Source organism: Rubripirellula reticaptiva (assembly GCF_007860175.1).
GTDB lineage: Bacteria > Planctomycetota > Planctomycetia > Pirellulales > Pirellulaceae > Rubripirellula > Rubripirellula reticaptiva.
In genome coordinates this window covers 409,488-428,252 of the sequence record NZ_SJPX01000003.1, presented here as the reverse complement: position 1 = coordinate 428,252, position 18,765 = coordinate 409,488, and the positions used below count along the sequence as shown (strand labels likewise).

22 protein-coding genes are annotated in these 18,765 nt (G+C 52.6%); 4 read left to right on the top strand and 18 right to left on the bottom strand.

The window, feature by feature from the left end; genetic code table 11:
- Positions 1-864: 864 nt before the first annotated feature.
- The 3 genes from Poly59_RS14420 to Poly59_RS14410 all read right to left on the bottom strand — a co-directional run bounded on the left by Poly59_RS14420 (position 865) and on the right by Poly59_RS14410 (position 2,614).
- Positions 865-1,362: a hypothetical protein gene (locus Poly59_RS14420; protein ID WP_146534804.1), complete on the bottom strand. Its 498-nt coding sequence runs from the start codon at positions 1,360-1,362 to the stop codon at positions 865-867.
- Positions 1,363-1,480: 118 nt separating this feature from the next.
- Positions 1,481-1,972, bottom strand: a complete 492-nt coding sequence (locus Poly59_RS14415) for a GspE/PulE/PilB domain-containing protein (protein WP_146534803.1) — start codon at positions 1,970-1,972, stop codon at positions 1,481-1,483.
- A gap of 126 nt (positions 1,973-2,098) precedes the next feature.
- Positions 2,099-2,614, bottom strand: coding sequence for a DUF4303 domain-containing protein (locus Poly59_RS14410; RefSeq protein ID WP_146534802.1), 516 nt, complete (start codon positions 2,612-2,614; stop codon positions 2,099-2,101).
- 1,659 nt (positions 2,615-4,273) lie between these two features.
- Here Poly59_RS14410 and Poly59_RS14405 point away from each other — a divergent pair.
- The gene (locus tag Poly59_RS14405; protein WP_146534801.1) at positions 4,274-4,486 is read left to right on the top strand and encodes a hypothetical protein; all 213 of its coding nucleotides are present in this window, start codon (positions 4,274-4,276) and stop codon (positions 4,484-4,486) included.
- A 92-nt stretch (positions 4,487-4,578) separates the two neighbouring features.
- On the opposite strand, the gene Poly59_RS14400 is transcribed toward Poly59_RS14405, so the two are convergent.
- The 4 genes from Poly59_RS14400 to Poly59_RS14385 all read right to left on the bottom strand — a co-directional run bounded on the left by Poly59_RS14400 (position 4,579) and on the right by Poly59_RS14385 (position 7,619).
- Positions 4,579-5,154, bottom strand: coding sequence for a hypothetical protein (locus Poly59_RS14400; RefSeq protein WP_146534800.1), 576 nt, complete (start codon positions 5,152-5,154; stop codon positions 4,579-4,581).
- Positions 5,155-6,130: 976 nt separating this feature from the next.
- Positions 6,131-6,568 (bottom strand): hypothetical protein, encoded by a 438-nt coding sequence (locus tag Poly59_RS14395; RefSeq protein WP_146534799.1) that lies wholly within the window; start codon positions 6,566-6,568, stop codon positions 6,131-6,133.
- A 90-nt stretch (positions 6,569-6,658) separates the two neighbouring features.
- A complete protein-coding gene (locus Poly59_RS14390) occupies positions 6,659-6,922 on the bottom strand; it encodes a hypothetical protein (protein WP_146534798.1) in 264 nt (87 codons plus the stop codon).
- A gap of 88 nt (positions 6,923-7,010) precedes the next feature.
- A complete protein-coding gene (locus tag Poly59_RS14385) occupies positions 7,011-7,619 on the bottom strand; it encodes a hypothetical protein (RefSeq protein ID WP_146534797.1) in 609 nt (202 codons plus the stop codon).
- A 56-nt stretch (positions 7,620-7,675) separates the two neighbouring features.
- Here Poly59_RS14385 and Poly59_RS14380 point away from each other — a divergent pair, with 56 nt between their 5' ends.
- Positions 7,676-7,936 (top strand): Lar family restriction alleviation protein, encoded by a 261-nt coding sequence (locus Poly59_RS14380; protein ID WP_146534796.1) that lies wholly within the window; start codon positions 7,676-7,678, stop codon positions 7,934-7,936.
- A 102-nt stretch (positions 7,937-8,038) separates the two neighbouring features.
- On the opposite strand, the gene Poly59_RS14375 is transcribed toward Poly59_RS14380, so the two are convergent.
- From Poly59_RS14375 to Poly59_RS14350, 6 genes are all read right to left on the bottom strand, one after another.
- Positions 8,039-8,533, bottom strand: a complete 495-nt coding sequence (locus tag Poly59_RS14375; RefSeq protein ID WP_146462533.1) for a hypothetical protein — start codon at positions 8,531-8,533, stop codon at positions 8,039-8,041.
- 96 nt (positions 8,534-8,629) lie between these two features.
- Entirely contained in the window at positions 8,630-9,070 is a 441-nt protein-coding gene (locus Poly59_RS14370) for a hypothetical protein (protein ID WP_146534795.1), read from the bottom strand.
- Between the two features lie 665 nt (positions 9,071-9,735).
- A complete protein-coding gene (locus Poly59_RS14365) occupies positions 9,736-10,170 on the bottom strand; it encodes a hypothetical protein (protein WP_146534794.1) in 435 nt (144 codons plus the stop codon).
- A 106-nt stretch (positions 10,171-10,276) separates the two neighbouring features.
- Positions 10,277-10,717 (bottom strand): PEP-CTERM sorting domain-containing protein, encoded by a 441-nt coding sequence (locus Poly59_RS14360; RefSeq protein WP_186776255.1) that lies wholly within the window; start codon positions 10,715-10,717, stop codon positions 10,277-10,279.
- A gap of 670 nt (positions 10,718-11,387) precedes the next feature.
- Positions 11,388-11,765, bottom strand: coding sequence for a hypothetical protein (locus Poly59_RS14355; protein WP_146534792.1), 378 nt, complete (start codon positions 11,763-11,765; stop codon positions 11,388-11,390).
- Between the two features lie 120 nt (positions 11,766-11,885).
- Positions 11,886-12,449, bottom strand: coding sequence for a hypothetical protein (locus Poly59_RS14350; protein WP_146534791.1), 564 nt, complete (start codon positions 12,447-12,449; stop codon positions 11,886-11,888).
- A 47-nt stretch (positions 12,450-12,496) separates the two neighbouring features.
- On the opposite strand from Poly59_RS14350, the gene Poly59_RS14345 reads away from it, so the two are divergent.
- A complete protein-coding gene (locus tag Poly59_RS14345; protein WP_146534790.1) occupies positions 12,497-12,841 on the top strand; it encodes a hypothetical protein in 345 nt (114 codons plus the stop codon).
- 33 nt (positions 12,842-12,874) lie between these two features.
- On the top strand, positions 12,875-13,171 hold the full coding sequence (locus Poly59_RS14340; protein WP_146534789.1) for a hypothetical protein: 297 nt from the start codon (positions 12,875-12,877) through the stop codon (positions 13,169-13,171).
- Positions 13,172-13,251: 80 nt separating this feature from the next.
- On the opposite strand, the gene Poly59_RS14335 is transcribed toward Poly59_RS14340, so the two are convergent.
- The 5 genes from Poly59_RS14335 to Poly59_RS14315 all read right to left on the bottom strand — a co-directional run bounded on the left by Poly59_RS14335 (position 13,252) and on the right by Poly59_RS14315 (position 18,431).
- Complete coding sequence (locus Poly59_RS14335; protein ID WP_146534788.1) at positions 13,252-13,608, bottom strand: hypothetical protein; 357 nt, start codon at positions 13,606-13,608, stop codon at positions 13,252-13,254.
- Positions 13,609-14,283: 675 nt separating this feature from the next.
- A complete protein-coding gene (locus tag Poly59_RS14330) occupies positions 14,284-15,195 on the bottom strand; it encodes a hypothetical protein (RefSeq protein ID WP_146534787.1) in 912 nt (303 codons plus the stop codon).
- A gap of 963 nt (positions 15,196-16,158) precedes the next feature.
- Positions 16,159-16,755, bottom strand: a complete 597-nt coding sequence (locus Poly59_RS14325; protein WP_186776251.1) for a hypothetical protein — start codon at positions 16,753-16,755, stop codon at positions 16,159-16,161.
- A gap of 124 nt (positions 16,756-16,879) precedes the next feature.
- Positions 16,880-17,383, bottom strand: coding sequence for a hypothetical protein (locus Poly59_RS14320; RefSeq protein ID WP_146534785.1), 504 nt, complete (start codon positions 17,381-17,383; stop codon positions 16,880-16,882).
- 691 nt (positions 17,384-18,074) lie between these two features.
- Positions 18,075-18,431: a hypothetical protein gene (locus Poly59_RS14315; RefSeq protein WP_146534784.1), complete on the bottom strand. Its 357-nt coding sequence runs from the start codon at positions 18,429-18,431 to the stop codon at positions 18,075-18,077.
- Between the last annotated feature and the right edge of the window lie 334 nt (positions 18,432-18,765).

Here is an 18,765-nt window from a genome sequence, read left to right as displayed (position 1 = left end):
GTAATTGCACCGACGCCAAGTAGTACGCTTGTGGCAGCTAATGAAAATACAATAGTTCGGTCTCGCTTTGCGTCAGGATACTTTGTTCCAAGTGCAAGAGCAATGACAACGATGCCAATCACAATCGCAACGTAGCCACTGTAGACAATTGATGCCAGAATTCCGGCAAATGAATAAAACGCTAAGATCAAGAACGCGCCAGATATTCTTGAGGGTGTATACGTGTTTTCCATAGGTAAATTGAAGCCTCAGTTTATAGGTCATCATCTGCAAACAGCACGGACTTAACAGGGTATTCTAAGACCAAAGCAAAGTGCCATACAACGGTTCCATCCTGCTGCAAGGGATAACGTTACGGTTTACCGGGCGGCGGCGAGTGCCGTGATTTCAAAACAGCGCGACCACCGCCGCTCCGGTACAACCGATGGTTATCCGCTTTATCGACGGGCATTGGTCGAGTGTTGGGCAGTGGATTTCAAGTCGCCAAAGTCTAGCGGGGCCTAAAGTACGCGGCAACCAATTCCGTTCATCGAAGGATCAGAACCGTTGCGGTGCCATCGACAAACGCCAGGCGTTGAGACGGAAATCAGTCAGCGATCAACCAGCGTTGCAGCCAACGCCAACGGAGGATCAAAACGTTTGACGCGTCGATTCATTAACGCAAAAGCCGAACGACAAATTCGCATTCGAGCGTTGAAATGATCGCTTGTGCGAACAAATACGCCGGACACCTGAGGGAGTCAGTCGGATAACGTTGGTGGTCACCGGGGACGAACGAAAAGGCCACCAGTAGGAAACGCGTTTTTGAGTCCTCCGGTGCACCACATGGTTCGCCCCGTCTTAAGGTTGTGGACAAATCAGCGATCAATCTATTGTTTCGTCCGGTTCATCGTAGTCCCAGAATCGGACTTTCGTTGTGGGATTTGAGGAGCGAAATTCCCGAACAGCAGTCAGGTATCCGATTTCTTCCGGCGGCAATTCATCTTTGGCATAGATGGAACCGTTGTCGAAAAAGACCTCGTCGAGATGTTTAAATTGTCCGATCAGTGCGATGATTTCCGAATTCTGTTCGTATTGAATTTCGATTCGCACAACACGCTTGAATGCGTCGAGATTCAGATCGCGTAAAAATGACGGACCACGGAAGTCGAGGTGGGCCATTGCGCCGCTCCATGTTCCGCATCCGTCGTAAGGATGCCCACCATCGGCGATGACAACACCGTGCTCAGTCAGACGCTCTAGATTACCCAGGACTAAGATTTCGTTTTGGCGTTCCGCTACGTTCCACGCATACCATCCGCACGCAACGGCGATAGCGAAGGTTGCAAATAGCGCTGATCGAATCGTATAGCGGAGTTTCATCTTTGAGTGGGCGAACGTTGGCCATCAGCGGGCACGGAAAGTTGATTGTCCATTGCCAAAAACCGCGCAAGCCGTGCGCCGTTGCATGGCTTGGTTACCCGCGATTTGAGTATACCGGTCAGTCGTCGCAGATGATGCCAAGAAATGCCTCAGAGCGATCATAGTACGCCACGCATTCACCACGAGCAACTGCGGCATCAAGTTCGTCTCCGATCTTGCATAGGCGGACGTTGGTGTCGCATTTGCCACAATGCCGGAGCTGTGAATCGCTTGTTCGGTCCAGGTCAACCCATCGCTTGTTGCAGCGGAACAGAAACGTTCGAGGGCAGTTTTGAATTACAGAACCGCAGGCTGAATAGTGAAGGTCAACGGTAGTTTCGAGTATTGAGCGTTCAGCAACGTCAAAGGTTAGTTTGCGATCAAGAATAAATCGCAAGGTCGTCAGCAGTTCGTCGGTGCGGCCCGGCGTGTCAGAAGGGATTACGAGATGGATGGTCGTTTCATCCCACGAGAGCGGAAGGACCGTGTGGTTCCGTGCGACAGATTCGGGGACAATCTCGAGAACGTCCACGTCAATCGCAATTCGGTCCAGATCGCTAGCGTTCAGCATGAGTCAGTCGGGTAACGCTACGCGTAACCGGGCACGCGCGAAAGACTCTCAATTTCAAAAACGCTCCCTCGCGTGCTCCGGTTCACGCGATGGTTACCCGCCAATCCGGTCGTCGGAGGCTGACGGTCAATAGTCAAAAAGCGGTGCAGCCTCTGACCGGGCTCGGCCGGTGTTGAGTCGACGAAACGCTTCAGCCACAACTGGATGCTCCTCGTCGGACATGTCCAGCACCTTGTACCAGATGCTGCCAAAGAGTCCCTCCTCATCAAGCTCCTGAAGAACTTCGAGACACGCTGTGGCACAATCAGCGATGAACCGATCATGCAACGCCTCTCGTTCTTCGTCATCGACGATTTCGTAGTCCGTAGAAAATCGTGCGACAGCCTCTTGCAACGCGTCGTTTGCGTCAGCTAACGGCATCCAACTCGGAGTCCATTCAACCGGTGAATACCGGTTGTCAAGTGAATCGGTCTTAAGATTTGATTCCTTCCCGACCGCGTAGACCATGAAAGCACTTCCATAGTCACTCGGAATGGCGAGAGCAAAACCGTAGTTGTCCGAGTACCCCGCGAGCTGTGCAAGAAGTTGGGTCAGTTCGGTCTTCAAAGGCCTGCGAAAATCGCTGAAGTAGTCTGAGGGCATTTATTATGTTTCGTCCATCTTCGGGTAACGAATAGGATCACTGCGGCCGTGAGAAAGACTTGGATCCGCAAAATTCCGGTCGCCACACGGCCTGCGGTGCATCCGCCTTGTTATTCGCACGTGTATCTCTTCAGACGCCGAGTACCGCTCACCATTATACCGGCTGAGACAGCACTGCCAATCGACAAACCAATTATTCCAAACGGCAAGCGATACGCTTCGATCCTCGCGGTGATGACAAGTGCGATGGGCAGCACCGTGAGTGCGAGCAGCGAAAACAGAGTCTGACGAGACCGGACAGTCGGATCGTGCGGCCAGTGTTGAGAAACGGAACGAAAAATTAGTCCGCCGACAACGCAACCTGCGAGTGGCGTAAGGAGAGCAAGCGGGCTTCGCATCACTAGGAGTGGTACCGAGCAGATGCCGCCAACAAGCCCTGCGGCGATGATGTACAAAGCAGGCCCGCGACGAGACGTCACGAGCTCGCCAGTCGAACTTCGCTTGTTTTCCGTTACTGGCGGCTGGTAGGGGTTCACGGTGATTCAAGCCGAATAACGGCGGCCATAACCCAGTCGCCGCGAATGATTGTGTTAGTAAGTTGGACAGGCTCGGCGACTTGGGTTCATGGCATTGTTCCGCCGCATTTGTCGCCCTGCGTTTGCCGAGGGTAAGTCTATCGAAACTGAATTGGTTTGTCCAGCATTTCGTCCCGTCGGTCTGGAAGCCTGCGTTTGTGAATACACCAGTGCGTTCGAGAATCAAGCGCAGCCAGTTCGAAGTTGTTGTGAATCCATGCTATCCAAAGTTGTCGTTCCAACAGCGATTGATCGCGTCAGCCCGAACCCGGCAATATCAACATACATCATATCGAAGATATCGAGACACAATGCTATCCAAAGTTGTTCATCGAGTGCCGAAAACTACCGCAAGCCATCGAGCATTGCTTTCTTGGAACTTCTGTCAGTTTGAAGAGGTTCTTCTTCTCTGAGATAAGATTCAAGACAGGTAATTCTGCAATCGCAACTGTCTCTTCTTCATCAAGCGCGTACGATTACCTGCCAAGCGCATCAGCGGCGGAACGTGAGCGTTAACCAAGCCGCCGGGTAACGCTGTTTAGTAAGTTGGACAAGCTCGGCGGCTTTGGTTGAACGCATGGTTCTCCCGCTATCCGTCAGCCTGCTAGGAGAAGTATATTCGATCTTCGTGAGGGATGTCAAAGTATTTGAACCAAGTTCGTTTTGGGACGACCGAAGTCTATCCCGTTCATCTCGAAAGGTAAAGATTTGAGCATGGTCAGATATCGTCGCGCTGGGAGCCTGCGATTTTTTTATTGGCGTTACCGAAGTTTATCCGGCTCATCTCGAAGGGTTTGTTTTCAGCAAGGTCAGTCTTAGCCGTGCTGGAAGCCTGCGGGCGAAAATGGTATTCACAATCGCGTTCAATCTCGTCATGAATTGCGAATTCGAGATCTGTGAGCGACTCTAATCATCACGCGCATCATTCTATCAAGACGATCCATTGAGGTTGATCTTCGGCAGCCAATAGTCGAGCGGGAGAACGCCTGTCGTCAGCGGGCGGCGACGAAAGATTTTCCATTCGTGTAACGGCAACTTCGCCGCTCCGTTGCACGGCATTGTTATGCGGCGATTTGAGAAAAACATGGCCAAAACACTCGCGGACGACATGACATTAGTCGAATCACTCAGTTACGTGCTGGCCCAATATGATGCGCCCAAGTGGTTGTCGGACCACATCGCGACGGTGGCGGACAACTGGGAGACGCGGAAGGATGCACCGAACTACGGGAAGCCTGAACATCCAGAAGGATTCGAGGGCTGGTGTCTTTGTGACGAATGCCTTGCGTCCGCATAACGTTGGCCGTCACCGGGTACGGCGAGTTGATTTACCATTTGTTAACGCGCGATGCCGTACTCCGGTGCACGGCTTGGTTACCCGCAACGTGACTAAGCGATCAAACGAGCAAGGATGCCCGGCGCGGGTCTCCAGGAGTGTAGCTTCTCTGCAATCGTCTCACCGATCACAGCCCTACCGAGATGACGATCCAGGTTCGTGGTGTCAGTAGGATAGTAGATTCCACGATTCTTGCGATTCGGAACTAAATGTTCGAGAACAAGGAGGTCAGGGCCGTTGCGATCCGAAATGCCAGCAGTTGAAAAGTATCGTGCAGACCGCAATGGATGAAGCAGGATTTCAGGGTATTGCTCGTACAAGCGTCCCCAATTGTCCGGAAAGCCAAATGACGGAAACTGTTCATCGAACGTCAGTTCAAAACCTTCGCGTAGCCGTTGCATTGCGGCGTCTCGCGCTCGCTCCAGTGGATGTGTGTTAACAGTCTTGCAATGGTCGAGCATACGCAAGACTGCATCGCCGATCGCTTCCGATTCACGTCGGGCTAATACACAGCCATCGCCGTATCCGAGCGTTCCGTTTCGATACGCGACATAGGGAAGCAGAACGAGAACATCGTCACGTAAGTGATGATGAATGTTGACCCGGTTGTGGCGTTCTGTTTCAGTCATGGCATTTCAGTCGGGTAACGGTACGCGTAACCGGGAACGCGCGGAAAAGTCTCTAATGACCAAAACGCTCAGCTCGCGTTCTCCGGTTCACGCGATGGTTATCCTAGTTTGCCTCATTCTCGACGCAAAACGTTTTGCAAACTTTGCAGAATGTCAATATCAGCGTTGCATGATATCCTCCGAAGAGATCGAACGCATCGTCAGTTTTCAAAGTGGCAATGGGAACGGTCGATCTTGGACCGGCCAATTCGTTACAATTTGAATTACGGACCGGACAAAAAAAGCTTGCACTCTGCGAGAACGGTCGAATCCATTCGCCACGAAGGATTGACCATGGCGAGTCGTAATATTTGATTGGACAAATGCAATGCGACGACCAATCATCACCCCAGGATTCCGTAACGAGCGAAATTGCGCGTTGACGTTGAGAGCTGTCGAGCTGATCGAGTCCAAATACGCCGGCCCAATCAAGCGCGTCCTGTGCGTCAGTCGGATCGTATTTACGCCGGGTGCCGAAAATCAATTGCTCCGATTTCAGCTCTATCTTCGGGAGTGAAACAGTTAGAAACTTCGACAGTATTTTGATGCGTCCGTTCGGTCGGACGCTATATGCAAACGGATGGAAATCTGGGCTTCGCACCCGATACACGAATGGCACTTGTGCAGGAAGACCCAGACTCGGGTTACCGAGGAAGCGAGCGTCAAGCGTCGCTACGAGCTCGAAGCTGGTACGCCCAATGCGTCGCGAGTTTGAATCCGTGAAGAACTTCCCAACACGTTCGTCAGACTCGGCAACTGATGCCTCGAAAATGTTCCGACTTGTATGGTTGAATAGTCGAAGTGCCATCAAGCATCAATTTATAGGATAACGGTAGACATCACGGGGCACGGAGAGTTGACGATCCATTGCAAACAACGCCGCAAGCCGTGCTCCCGTGCATGTCATGGTTCCCCGTATCTTGGGTGAGTGTTGGTTTCACCACCAAGTTCGTTCGATGATACCATAGTTTTGCGTGGAATCGATCCAAACGTTCGCGACATATTCAACATCCTTGTCCGGGTATACGTATTGTGTAGTCACGTTTGAGAGCGGAAACCAGGGCACGGCATCAGGCATCGTGGTCGTGAACGTTGCCGCGTCTTCCTCGCCTTGAAGTGGAACAAGGCCAAACGTTTGTATGAAGCGTTCGAGTGCCGCGTCATCGTCGTAGCGGAATGACGCAAGGTAGAGAGGATCAATCCCTGGGTCATGTGTGTATTTGTCAACGTATGTGATGCCATTGCCATCCGGAAACTTCTCCCATGGCGGGAAGCCTTCACGGTTTGGGAAAAGCAACGGAGCGCCAGCGCAGAGAAGGAAGATTGGCGGAATCGCCAATAGCAATAGCCCAACGACGAGATACTTGAGCTTCATTCTTCAGTCGGGGAACGTTAGAAATCACGGGGGACGGGTGAAAGACTTGCAAGCTGACCAAGAAACGCGACTCCCGTCCTCCCGTGCATTTCATGGTTCGCCCCACCACGCTCGGATCGCAAGCATCGGAACAGCGATGATCCAAGCGATGGCGAATACCAAACGGAGGGCAGCGATCAAGCGAACGAAGCCGAGCCGGGTTGCGATGCCGGTAAGTTCCTCCGTTGGGATACCAGTCATGTTCGTGTCTTCTTCGATTTTTCCGTGTACCAGGATGCGGAAGTCGTTGATTGCTCCGAGAATAGCAAAGACCCAGCCGATGCCGAAGAAGATTGAAAAAATGACGGTTGTCATGATGGGCGAACGACACGCATCAGCGGGCCGGCGCGAAATGCGTTGATTTCAAAACCGACCCGACCGCCGGCTCCGTTGCATGCGATGGTTAGCCCATGCCATCGACGAGGACGGCCTCGACGATCGATTGTCGACTTTGCTTTATTCTACGGTCCGGCTCTTCGCGGAGCCAACGTAACGCATGCGGACCAACCCATACTTGTGGATCGGGCTTGCTTGGGTTCGCGGAGCGATTGGGACCGGCGGGGGCATAAGCAACAGTCGGGTTACGCCATTGGATTATCGAATTCGAGTAGTTCTTCCGGAAGTATTTCCGCAGGTCGCTGTATCGTTTCTCGAGGCTCTTGACGCGCGACGTCGGAAAGTCGCGGCTTGGAACCGTAGAGACTGCAATGCGCCCCTCAGTGATCAACGCCTCGTCGATTTCAGAACGAAGAAACTGGATGGTTGCGTACTCGGAACGGCAGTACCAGTCGTCGCACGCGGGTATGTACTCGGCCTTCAGTTTCGCGATGTCGCTTGTGGACCAAACGATGCAGTAGTTAGTGTCAATGTCGGCAAGCGATCTCGAAGTTACTGGCGTTTCCGCCTTCCACCGAGGGCCTGCGATGAAACGGATCGCCTCATCACTGACGAGCAAATGCTCGAAGTCGCGTTCGTCGGCGGGATGCATCGCAAAGCGAACCTGACTATTCATGAGCCTTCAAATCTGTGGGCTAACGCTTGCGGTTCACGGGGCACGAAAGGAAAGCTATGAGTTCAGAGAAAACGACGATAAGTGCTCCCGTGCAACCGATTGTTATGCCGTGCCCGTTTTGCGGAAGCAGCGTCCAAATGACATTCAAGCAAGGCGACTGGGGTTACACGCCGAACATGGTGGGCATTCGTTGTGAACTATGTGGGATAGGATTTGCTGAGCAAGCTGAAGAATGGAAGCAAGGTGTAGGAACGTATTCGATACGCGAGCAGGCCGAGGCGAAGGTGCTGGAGAAATGGAACACTCGTAAGGCATAACGGTTACGATCAGCCGGCGGCGACGGAAGATCAACCACTTCAAATCGCCCGACTTCGCCGCTCGGTTGCATCGTTTGGTTCCCCGCCGTGTGGTAATGGTGTTCAGGTCAACGTGCCATCATCAGCAAACACTGGATTTTGGCGGTAGAGCCCAAGGAAAGCAAATGCAATCGGTATCCAAATCGGCATTAAGAGGATGAACTGAGCCATAAGTCCGCCGTTCGCGATCCCTGTTGCGGCTCCAATTCCCCGACCCGCGTTCGGTAGAGTCCACATCGCACCAATCGCGAAAAAGTAAAGAACTTCAAACAGCAGCAACATCGCAAGTAACCGTGCACAGGTCGCGGAGCCAAGGCAGAGCCCAACAGAAGCGACGATGATCGAGATGTAGCAGACGATGCAAATCGTGGACATTACATAAAACGCAGTGAAAAAGTGCGGCAATTGAGCGATGTCCGGCGATTCGTCGAACGCACCTTGAAACGCCGCAAAGAGTGAGCCTGCGTTGTATAGCAGTCCGAATAGAGCAGCGCAAATCAGCAACGTCGCAATAGCATAGGATGCGTAACGTTGAGTCGGTGTGCGTCTTGTGGTCATCAATTTCGGTCGGGGAACGGCCCGCGTCACCGGGGCCCGTGAGTTGAGTATCCATTTGTGAAAACGAACCAACGGGCCTCCGTGTGCACGCGATGGTTATCCGTCGTCACTCGTTGGAGTACCGTTGTTTAGGACAGGCCATTCATTGAGGTTTAGGATCGGAGTGAATTTTTCTCCATCACTCTCTAGCATCTTGATCAGATCACCCGCTGTTTCTGCCGGGCGGTGTGGATCATCCCGCTGTCGCTTAACAGGCTTCGGCATTTCACCACTAAACAGCACCGGGTAGTGGGTGAATATCGTCTTCGGAAAGGAGGGGCCCGAATAGCCGCCGAAGTTGGCGTGACCCGCGCCCATCAGCTTCATATCGAACACCCCTTTGTACGTCACGACCCAGTACCAGTGTTCATCATCGTGTGAGATCAAGATGGCTCTAGCAAATTGCCAACGATAAGGTTGTGCCAACGACCGCGAGAACGAAAGAGAGTTATGGTAACGCATCGCGACGGCGATTGCGTCCTCACTAGACAACGGCACCCTTCCCTTACTCGGTCGCCATTTGGGTGTCGGTGCAAACGTGCTGGAGTCGACCGTGAATCTTACTTGTGTGCCAATTGGGTAGAAGTGCGTAACGTTCTCAGCGCATGCAATCGAAGTTGAAGCGAATAGGATGCAGACAGCAAGAGTTCGCATGCGAATTCTCGGTAGCTCGGATAACGTTACGGTTTACCGGGCGGCGGCGAAGGCCGTGATTTCGACAGGACGTGACCACCGCCGCTCCGGTACAACCGATGGTTATCCGCTTTATCGACGGGCATTGATCGAGTGTTGGGCAGTGGGTTTCAAGTCGCCAGAGTCTAGCGGGCCCTAAAGTCCCAGGCAAGCAATTCCGTTCATCGAAGGATCGGAACCGTTGTGATGCCATCGGCAAACGCCAACCGTAAAGACCGCAGTCAGTCAGCGATCAACCAACGTTGCAGCCAACGCCAACGGAGGATCAAAACGTTTGACGCGTCGATTCACTAACGCAAAAGCCGAACGACCAATTCGCAATCGAAGGTTGAAGTGATCGCTTGTGCGAAGAAATACGCCGGACACCTGAGGGAGTATGTCGGATAACGGTAGACATCACGGGGGACGGACGAAAGATTCTCCATTTCAAAAACCGCGCAAGCCGTCCTCCCGTGCATGTCATGGTTCCCTCAGTTTCCGATTCGTTCGCTGATTTGATGAGGGTCGTTGCCAGTTAAGACGAAGTCGTGGATCAATTTGTCTGGGTCGCCATTGTAACTAAGCTGACGACCGCTAGTCAGACGCACATTGTCTGGCGGACTTGGCGAGCCACGAATTTCGTCAACCGTTGTGTTCCAGTTCACGTCGATTAGTTGTTGGAGTTCGTCGAATGTCCACGCGTAGTGTTGTGGAACGGCCATGCGATCGTATTCGTCGCGAAGATCGTCCCAACCGTTGGGCCAAGCACCCGTCGTGCGAATGTGGTCAATGATGAATACCGCTGTCCAATCTGACGCGTACGCCTCGCGTGGTATTCCGGCGACCTGAGACGCGATCCACACGCCCCACGATCCCGCCGCGATGGCCAGAAGGATCGCAGTGCAAATGAGGGTGCGACGTATCACATGTCAACTCATTGAGGGAACGTCTAAAATCACCCGGTCGCGACGAGAGATTCTCCATTGTCAAAACGCCCGACTTCGCGTCTCGGGTGCATTGCGTGGTTATCCGTCATTGACCTGTGGTTGGGGAGCCTGGCCGAATACGCCGACGCGCTATCCCAAGAAATAGAAACAGAAGTCCGACAGAAAGTACCGACGAGGGTTCCGGGACCGCGATTGATCTAGTAATGACGTAGCCACCCGAAGAAGTAGAAAATGCCCAGTCAACGATTTCGCCGCTAAGAGAGGATGTGTCAATCACGCCTTGCGACTGAACGTAGAAAGACCCGTCGGATCGTAACGCTGACCAGCCAACCGTACTTCCATCGTAGTCAACCGAACGGTAGGTGTCGCCGATGTCGGTAAAGCCATCACTGTTGTATAAGTAAGTCGTGTAAATAAGATCCGCGTAGGCAGGCGGCGACGCGATCGCGAACACTGCGATTTCGAATGTTACAAACAAGCCGAGTTTCGAAAGAAAGTTTGCGTTTGAGTATCGATTCTCGATCATGATTGGACCTGTGCTTAGGGTTACAGACGGATAACGTCTGCCATCACCGGGCCGGGACGGTTGATGTTCCATTTGTAAAAACGCGCAAGCCCGGCTCCGGTGCATGGCTTGGTTATCCGCTCACGCGCCGTTGCATCGCAGGACCAGAACCGTCCGCGATAGTATAGTCGAGCCACCAATGCCCAAGCAATACGTCCGCGCACACCACGGAATGGGCTACGACGCGCGTTTGCTGAATGATCGTTTGCGGTGAGACCGCGAAAGGAAAAAGAGGAGAGCCAATGCCGCGACGCACCCGAGCATAAAGAGAACAGGAAGTTTTGAGACGAAGACATATTGCCAGAACGTGTCGCCAAGCACAGTTAAGTCAGTTCCGCGGTCGTAGTCGCGAACAGTGAGCGTAACGATCCACAGGAGAGGCAGCACTAGGAATGACGCCACGGTCGCAAGCATACAGCGAAACAGAAATCGCGCGTCAAACCAGTTGGTAGTTGCGTCCGATCGGGGTTTGTCGCGATCGGCATTGCCTACTGGTGTAGCGTAGGGATTGGGTTCATGCATGAGTATTTCAGTCGGATAACGTCACCCGTCACCGGGCCGGGAAAGTTGATTGTCCATTTGAAAAAACTCGCAAGCCCGGCTCCGGTGCACGGGATGGTTCCCCGCTATCTCAGAGCCGAGGTGAACCTGGGGCGGGCTCTCCGTCGATGAACTTACGATCGATGATACCACAGATGGGCGTAAAGTATGGGTCGTCGATGTCGATGGGAGAGCGCGTGCCGTGCATAAACACCGAACCACCATGAGCCACAAACACTCGCAGTGCCTTACGCACAAGTTCGATCGCGAAACACATCACAGTGAATGTGTCGTGTCCGCCTTGTGGACGTTTTGCGATGAACGGATCAAACGAAATGTGAATGAGGTACTCGGTCCGGCCGTGCTTGTCCTCGCGGGTCGTTGGATCGCCGATCTGGACGGTCGCTACAAAAGCGTTTCCGTGTCGATCGACGCAATCGAATTTGGTTTCAGCAATCGGTTCGGACACGATTCTTCAGTCGGGGAACGCTGGCGGTAACGGGGCCGCCGCCAATGGACTATGATTTCAAAACCCGCGTCATCGGCGGCTCCCGTTCACCGCTTGGTTATCCGCCGTTCTCCATTCAGTTCAGAAATTCAGTGCGTTCATTTCTCGAAAGATCAATTCACGCCGACGGATTTCATAGTTGAAGTTGACGAACTGAAGTGTACCTGATTGGGGGGACTCGTTGCATAGTGCAGCGTATGAAGTCGAGGAAATCGCTTTGGCGATTGCTGGTGCCGAGACACCTTTGGACAGGTCTTCACCTAATATTGCAGCAACTTCATCGCGCAACTTCTTGAGGTCAGACTTACGCTTCAATGCAAATCCGATGTTAAGTATGCATTTCAATGGACGCTCGTAGGACGTAAATTCGTTGAGGACGCTATCGTTCTGTGAGATGAACGCTTCCAACTTCTTGGTATCAGCCTTGTTCAATGGCTTGATGAATGCGGCGTGTGCTGCCTCAATCTCAAACGCAGGCTTCCATTTGTTGTTGACAATACGTTTGACGATGAACAATGGCCCGTCATAGAGCTCCTTCGGTTCGTCGGGCGAAGTTCGCATCTCGAAGTGTGGTGGCACTTCCGAGAGAACGCGCCAAACGCCAGCAGAGTAGGATCGCACCCAGTCGTTCGTTTTTATGGCCATGGCTTCAGTTCAGTCGGATAACGCTAGTGATCACGGGGTTGCGGCCCGTGACGTTGATTCCACCAAACGGGCTGCCCGCAACTCCCGTGCATCACATTGTTATCGGGTGTTTTATGTTTGACGAGCAATACGAAGAACCACGGGCAGAGATGGAACTGGAGGACAAGTTTCGCGAGATCATGCAAAACAATGTGGCGGTGCGGCACGGCTACGATTCCGCGAAATCGTTCGGGTTGAACGAGGAGATGAGATTAAAGGCAACGGTCATCGTGGTAGCCGAATTGAATAAACGGGCGCAGGCGATCATCACGGAAGCGATCATGCACGGGATGCCGATCACAGAAGAAGTGGCAGACGTGCGAAACCAAATCGTCGGGGCTACATCCCGATAACGTCAGCCGTCAGCGGGCGGCGAAGGAAAAACTATGAATCAAAAAACAGACGTTGCCGCCGCTCCGTTGCACGGCATTGTTACCGTGCCCTTTCGGTGGATGGTGAGCCTGTTCGTACCGCCATTGAGGTACTGGACGATCTACCACAACGGACATAAGCGAATGATGACGATACGGCAGCGATTGAATCCGGGTGTTGAGAAAACGTACACAACGATGGGAGTCGTGACGCTTGACGGCCCTCATGAAACGCAGGACGAGGCTGCTCGGAGGCTTGCGTTCTGGAAAGCACAGTATCAACGTGACGGCGTGCCTTGTTGGTCACGGTAACGTCGCCGATCACGGGGCGGCGACGAGAAATGTTCAATTGTCGAAAAACGCGACTTCGCCGCTCCCGTGCATCGGAATGGTTATCCGCCGTCTGAAGGATTTAGAGCCTTACCGAAGGCAAATCGGTAAACTACGTTTAGTGCTGCCCAGAACACGCCGCAGACCAGTCCCATCGCAGCGACAAATCCGAGCGAAGAGCCGATCGTTTGCAACGCCAGCAACCAGGGAACCGACTTAGATGTGCAGGTGCCGCCAGAAAACCATCGGTAGAGGTATGATGCGACCATTAGCGCCCATGGAATCACCAGATAGATTCCCATGACAATCGCGCCCATGCGGAAGCCACGCTTGAAGAAGTCCAGCAGGCGTAGAGCCGGCGAGGTGCCCTCAAAGGAGCAATCTTTAATGGGCGGACGGTAGGGAGAATGGTAGGTCATATCCTGATGTAAAAGCGGGTTAACATCACATCGCGAGTCGGATAACGTTACACATCACCGAGGACGCGCGAAAGATTTTCCATTGCCAAACCGCTCGACTCGCGTCCTTCGGTGCATGTGATGGTTCCCCGCTTCTTCGTCATGACTGACAATGGGGAGAGTCCTTTGATGGTAAGCGATCATCGTCCCGAAGTGCAACCAATCCCCAGCAGACGGCCGGCACCAATCGCCCAACGAGCTTGTCGTAGATGGTATGAGCAACGAGCCAACATAGCAGCAGGCGTATCGTTGGAGCGTCGGAACCAGGACCGAGGGTGTATCTCGCGATGATCGGAGACGCAATGATCAGGAATAAAACCACAGACCACGGCCAACTCGCACCATCCCAATTTCGGACCGTCAAATAGTTTCCGCAGTCGCCACAGTGCCCGAAAGGAAAGATGAATCGAACGTAGCCAACACGGTTGCCGCAGATTGGGCAATTACCGCGATTGCTTGCAGGCAACGTCGACGCAGGTGCGTATGGGTTTTCGTGATCGATCAACGTTGGTTGTCGCGTTAAATCTTTCAGTCGGGGAACGTCAGCGATCACCGAGCCGGAACCAGCGATCATCCATTTCCAAACCACGCGCAAGTCCGGCTTCGCGTGCATCGCATTGTTATGTCGCGATTTTTTCAGTCGTTCCAGCGTGGTCGGGTCGAAAGTTTCCAGCCGGCTTTGATTGCTGTTTCATCGTCGTCGATCTGAGTCATTACGCCAATAGATTTGTTGTTCTCTACGCTTCGAATTATAACCGATTCAACTACGTCATTCGGCGCAACGACATATAGTTCCATTCCCTGCAGGACGCCGGCGTTGGTCCCTGAGTCTATGATTACCTCAGTGTCCTTGAAATTCCAATCACAAACACTTGGGCGAGTCGTAACATCTCCAATTTCAATGATTGCTGCCTCGATAGGTTGGTCGAGCAGATATGGTTTGAATTTCACGGGAATCTCAGGATGCCCAGTCACAAGACTCGATTCATCACCATCACGAAGTAGGTAATTGCCATGAACCTGTTTGCGTGGCTCCGCCCCGCTATTTATGTCGTTGCAAAACCCAACTAGATCATTCGACGGAATCAAATAAGTTCGATTTGCCCAAGAGACAGGCGTGAACTCTCCCGCGATCCCTTGAAAGCCCTGTTGATTATTCGGAAAGGTGAATGAAAGTTGAAGGCGGTCATTTTGGCGTTTGATTTTCCCGAAATTTCGATCATACAAGCCCATGCAGCCATGCCATTCAAAAACGTACCCATTGGTTGGTGATATTACTAGCGAGACGTTTTCTCCTAGCCCATCGCCCATGTAGTACGACCCAGCCCAAGCGTGATTGCCAAGTGACTCAATTTCTTTGGTGATTAGCGATTTCAGCTTTGCTGCATTTCGACCTGCCTGTTCGGACAGCTTTTCGTTTGCGGCGTCTTCCTGACCTGAGGCATCTTCTAATGACGAGACTGAACGCAAGCCATTTGGTTGAGGCTTGGAGCATCCGACAAGCAAACCAAGGAAACAGCAAGTAAGCGAAAGGGCAATCAAACGCATTTGGGGCCTCGCATGGTTTAGCGACATAACGTTGCGGTTTACCGGGCGGCGGCGAGTGCCGTGATTTCAAAACAACGCGCCCACCGCCGCTCCGGTACAACCGATGGTTATCCGTTTTATCGACGGGCATTGATCGAGTGTTGGGCAGTGGATTTCAAGTCGCCAAAGTCTAGCGGGCCCTAACGTACGCGGCAAGCAATTCCGTTCATCGAAGGATCAGAACCGTTTCGGTGCCATCGACAAACGCCATTCGTTAAGACGGAAATCAGTCAGCGATCAACCAACGTTGTAGCCAACGCCAACGGAGGATCAAAACATTTGACGCGTCGACTCACTAACGCAAAAGCCGAACGACCAATTCGCATTCGAGCGTTGAAATGATCGCTTGTGCGAACAAATACGCCGGACACCTAAGGGAGTCAGTCGGATAACGCCTACGATAACCGAGTGGCGGGATTGGATTCTCCATCCCAAAACCGCGGAAATCCGCCGCTTCGGTTCATCGTTTTGTTATCCGTCGGTAGTTAGCGATGGGAGAAACCACCATGCGATGTTGCGATGGCAAATGTATTGTGTCTTAGATTCAAGTGTGAATCAAGTTGATTCTGCACGAGCATGTCGTCGCCCGGTGTGTGTGAACCAAGAATCAGGTTTGCCATCCGAAAGATAGCAAGGTGATCGTCCGCATTTCAAACCTTTTATCTTCTAAAGTGAAATGCGGACGATCACCGCAGCAGCAGTTCGCCGTTGCATGTCGTCCGCGCAACTGCTCACGCTACCAAGAGAGTCACAAGTGTCATGACATCTAGTCTTCTTGGTCGTTGATAGCGTCCTGGCGGGTCATGTCTTTCCGTATCAGTGTTAGACGGATAACGGCGGTCATCACCGAGGACCGCCAATGTGGTTTCCACTTGTAAAAACGTCACGCGGTCCTTCGTGTGCATGACATGGTTCTGTGCTGCTTCAGTCGAGGTCTGGGAGGCACTCGCGTCTATATCCGCTTGGAATCTCATGCCACCATTGCGAACGCCAAATACCGATTGGTTCCCAATCGCTGACAGGAACAAGTTCGCAGGATGTGATGCTGTCGTCCGCCCATTCCGAGTCAAATGTGTAGACGATTGTAAGGCTTCGTCGTCGGATAAAGCAAACGTAATTGTGCCAATAGTAATCGTCGCCAAAATCCGAATTCGCGAAATTCAGTACATCGCGACAAAGACTCGCACCGTCGATGGTGTAATCGAACTGGCCGATGAGAGGAATTCCATCCGTTGGGCCGATGCAATTGAGACTGCTAACGAAGCGTCGAATCTCGCGTTGTGAATCGAGGTCAATCACTCGTGCCAGATTCCGGTCGCAAAGCGTACGTATTGCGGCTTTGCATTCGGAAACGGTCGGAACTGGGACGGACGTGTCCGTGACCAATCCGCGAGCGTAGCCGGGAGCATCATTCACATGCCTCGGCTCGTAACGCACGAGATTTAGCATGACGTACTCCGCCAGTGTCAGGTTGAATTTCGCTAATGTCGTGCGAAGGGATTCATCTGCGTTAGTTGTCAAGTTTCGAGCGGCTTTTGCGTTTGCCGCAGAGCAGTTGTTTAGGTCACAGAACGGCAGACATCACGGGGGACGGAGAGTTGACGATTCATTTCAGCAAACGCCGCAAGCCGTCCTCCCGTGCATGTCATTGTTCTGCATTTCTTGGATCGGGTTGCAATGCCCAATCGACAATCTGTTCGGGCGTAGGATCATATTCACCCATCATACGACCATCAGCCCATGTGTTGGTAGCCGCATCGTAGTCAGGCGGATAGAAGATCAAATTTGATGCATCGGGTCGCGGTACATTCTTGTCGAGAATTTCCATGTACGCTTGATGGTCGGCGTATCCATTCTCCGGCATGGCGCGACAAACAATCTCGATTAGCTCTTCGCGTGTGACATCTTCGGCCGGCGTTGTTTGTTCTTCGTGCAAAATACGGCGTACCCAATCAATGTGGTCTTCACCACCGTAGATTCCCTGAAAGTGCCCGAACGGAATCGACGTGCTCGCGAGATTGTTGAACTCGGCAAGCCATTCCTCCCATTCGCCGGGGCGTGCACCGTCGATCTTTGCGGCAAGTTCCGCAAGACGTGCGGCGAGCTCCTCGTCGATCTTCGAGGGCTGAAGTGTGGGGCGAAGGTCCATGTGCAAATTTGGTCCATGCAGAACGGTACCGATCACCGAGGACCGGAAGTTGATTTTCCATTGTCAATACGCGACGCCCGGTCCTTCGGTGCATCGGATGGTTCTGCTCTTTCAAGTGGATCGATTAGCTGTTTGAACTGAGGCAATTCGATTGCCAGCGATACCTGTTTTAGTTCTTCGAGTGTTGCGTTTCCGGGAACAGTTAATCGTTGTGACGTGTATTTAGTGCCAGTATCAAGAGCAACGAAACACACACCGGGCTCCCGCGTGTATTCACGTCCGTCGATTGTGACAGTAATCGAATCAGTTGAGGATTCGGTCGTGAATCCGTCCTCCCTTTCCATATGGCATCGGCTTTGCCACGAGAAGCCATGGCGGTTCGTCTGGCCGATGAACAGTCGTTACAAAATATCCATCGCCGTCGAGACTGTTTCCAGTCGTCACTGCCCCCGTCCGGAACTTGTTGTTGCTGAGTGTCGTCGGTGCCCTGCGTTTATTGCACGATGTTACTACAGGCAAAAAAGCCGTTGCAACGAGACAAATCAAAGTGCGATGCAGATTCATAATTCAGTAGCAGAACGACCGGCATCACCGAGCACGGCCTATGTGGCTTCCATTTGTAAGTATCTTATGCCGTGCTTCGTGTGAATGCCATGGTTATCGCCCAGACGTTCCCAAGCTGTTGACGTCGCTAGTTGCAACGAGAGCAGTAGTAGTCAGGTGTCGAGCCACGGAATCCGCAATCGGCAGGGCATCTCCACATATCCAGATCAGTTAGGTTTCCAGCAGCGATTTTTGAAATCTGATCTTCTGAAAGAGTGAAGTACCAAAGCGGCGGAAATGGAAGATCGTCAAATGGTTCTGGAAAAAACGTGAATGCAAAGTCCAGTGATCCATCGTCAAGCCGACCACCATAGGCGTCATCGCATTGCAGTAGGTCATCTGAAGGTGTAATGGCCGACGGATCCGAGCACCGAATCAACTGATCAACCTCGGCAAGGTAGGCGACGAAGGACTCCGGGATCCGCTCGCGAATTGGCAGCTTCATGGCATGCGGTTCGATGCAGTCAAAATCAGTGCGATAACGCTGGTGATCAGCGGGTCGGGAGATTAGACGTGATCATTGCGAAAACCCTGCAAGCCCGACTCCGTTGAATCACTTGGTTATCGGCTTTTATGGACGAGCGTTGATCGGGTTCTGGGAAGCGGAAACCGCGTCGCCACAGTCTAGCGGGCGTCGATTCGTGCGGCAAGTAATTGGGCGTTGACCCGGTCGGCAAGTAAACGGGTGTCGTCGTCCGGCAGGGCGTGTTGTTCATAAACGAAGAATCAAAAACGTTGCGGTGCCATCAACAAACGCCAACAGCAAACACAGGTTCGGC

What these genes read in the sequence shown, in the direction of transcription:
- Poly59_RS14420 (WP_146534804.1), bottom strand. Translation starts at nt 1,362, where the DNA reads ATGAAACTCCGCTATACGATTCGATCAGCGCTATTTGCAACCTTCGCT.
- Poly59_RS14415 (WP_146534803.1), bottom strand. Translation starts at nt 1,972, where the DNA reads ATGCTGAACGCTAGCGATCTGGACCGAATTGCGATTGACGTGGACGTT.
- Poly59_RS14410 (WP_146534802.1), bottom strand. Translation starts at nt 2,614, where the DNA reads ATGCCCTCAGACTACTTCAGCGATTTTCGCAGGCCTTTGAAGACCGAA.
- Poly59_RS14405 (WP_146534801.1), top strand. Translation starts at nt 4,274, where the DNA reads ATGGCCAAAACACTCGCGGACGACATGACATTAGTCGAATCACTCAGT.
- Poly59_RS14400 (WP_146534800.1), bottom strand. Translation starts at nt 5,154, where the DNA reads ATGACTGAAACAGAACGCCACAACCGGGTCAACATTCATCATCACTTA.
- Poly59_RS14395 (WP_146534799.1), bottom strand. Translation starts at nt 6,568, where the DNA reads ATGAAGCTCAAGTATCTCGTCGTTGGGCTATTGCTATTGGCGATTCCG.
- Poly59_RS14390 (WP_146534798.1), bottom strand. Translation starts at nt 6,922, where the DNA reads ATGACAACCGTCATTTTTTCAATCTTCTTCGGCATCGGCTGGGTCTTT.
- Poly59_RS14385 (WP_146534797.1), bottom strand. Translation starts at nt 7,619, where the DNA reads ATGAATAGTCAGGTTCGCTTTGCGATGCATCCCGCCGACGAACGCGAC.
- Poly59_RS14380 (WP_146534796.1), top strand. Translation starts at nt 7,676, where the DNA reads ATGAGTTCAGAGAAAACGACGATAAGTGCTCCCGTGCAACCGATTGTT.
- Poly59_RS14375 (WP_146462533.1), bottom strand. Translation starts at nt 8,533, where the DNA reads ATGACCACAAGACGCACACCGACTCAACGTTACGCATCCTATGCTATT.
- Poly59_RS14360 (WP_186776255.1), bottom strand. Translation starts at nt 10,717, where the DNA reads ATGATCGAGAATCGATACTCAAACGCAAACTTTCTTTCGAAACTCGGC.
- Poly59_RS14350 (WP_146534791.1), bottom strand. Translation starts at nt 12,449, where the DNA reads ATGGCCATAAAAACGAACGACTGGGTGCGATCCTACTCTGCTGGCGTT.
- Poly59_RS14340 (WP_146534789.1), top strand. Translation starts at nt 12,875, where the DNA reads ATGAATCAAAAAACAGACGTTGCCGCCGCTCCGTTGCACGGCATTGTT.
- Poly59_RS14335 (WP_146534788.1), bottom strand. Translation starts at nt 13,608, where the DNA reads ATGACCTACCATTCTCCCTACCGTCCGCCCATTAAAGATTGCTCCTTT.
- Poly59_RS14330 (WP_146534787.1), bottom strand. Translation starts at nt 15,195, where the DNA reads ATGCGTTTGATTGCCCTTTCGCTTACTTGCTGTTTCCTTGGTTTGCTT.
- Poly59_RS14320 (WP_146534785.1), bottom strand. Translation starts at nt 17,383, where the DNA reads ATGGACCTTCGCCCCACACTTCAGCCCTCGAAGATCGACGAGGAGCTC.
- Poly59_RS14315 (WP_146534784.1), bottom strand. Translation starts at nt 18,431, where the DNA reads ATGAAGCTGCCAATTCGCGAGCGGATCCCGGAGTCCTTCGTCGCCTAC.